This window comes from Paenibacillus sp. P4_E11 (genome assembly GCF_056401635.1).
In genome coordinates, this window is sequence record NZ_JBFUIX010000590.1 from 1 (window position 1) to 891 (window position 891).

The following is an 891-nucleotide window of genomic DNA, read 5'->3' on the forward strand; positions in this document are numbered from 1 at the left end:
TCATCCTTACTCAAAGTACAAGGGCCGTGTTATCACGATTGATTACAAAACCAGACCACGAACAATCGGAATTAACCTGCTAATGCCAAACTGTGTAATCCCATTGGAATATGCTGAAACGCAACTCGAACGAGTGTTTTAAAAGCTTCGAATCGACCGAACAGCCCAACGAAGTGGGGGCCGAACCATATCTTGAAAGGAGTGTCAGCCATGAAAGCCCATATACACCCCATCTACCCCATAGAGCGTAGCGACACCAAACCGAGCCAGTTAGGAGCAGTAACACAATATTTCCTGTCGCCCGAAGAACACGAACACTATAAACAACTACCCGTACCACAGAAGACGCCAAACCTGGACACCACCGCACCACAACGTAGACGGCGAGTGCCAGGCGCAACAGGGACGTATAGCTACGAGAAAAAGGGAGGCGAAGGCGCGTGACCAAGGCAGAGATTATGCAATTAGAGGGACGCGAGTTAGATGCAGCGGTAGCAAAGTACGTGATGTTCCCGAGGCATTCCCATCCTATCGAGGAAATCAAAGGGTGGTGCAACAAGTATTCATCGACAATAGCCGCATCATTGGAAGCAGAAGCAAGGGCAATCGAGCGAAACGAACAGGCCTGGGCAAGTGCTGTAACGACCATCCTAGGAATAGATAACTGGATACTTACAACCGAAAACATCAAGCGTATTGCTCATATGACCGCATCAGACCGATGCAAAGCCGCWCTATTGGCGGTAATGGAGGTAAACCCATGAAAGAATACTTGGATAAACAAAAACTGCTGGAACACATCGACAAGGTAGCATACGACATTCACGGAGTCGGAAACTGTGGACATGTAGCAGCCGGGATAGTGGTCATCTTACGCGATGAAATCGAATC

General features: G+C 48.5%; 1 protein-coding gene. It reads left to right on the forward strand.

From position 1 onward, the window contains the following. Window positions 1–440: 440 nt before the first annotated feature. Window positions 441–764 carry a hypothetical protein gene (locus AC1DWB_RS36265; RefSeq protein WP_477545888.1) on the forward strand — a complete coding sequence of 108 codons (324 nt, stop codon included), beginning with the start codon at window positions 441–443 and terminating at the stop codon, window positions 762–764. The last annotated feature ends 127 nt before the right edge of the window (window positions 765–891 follow it).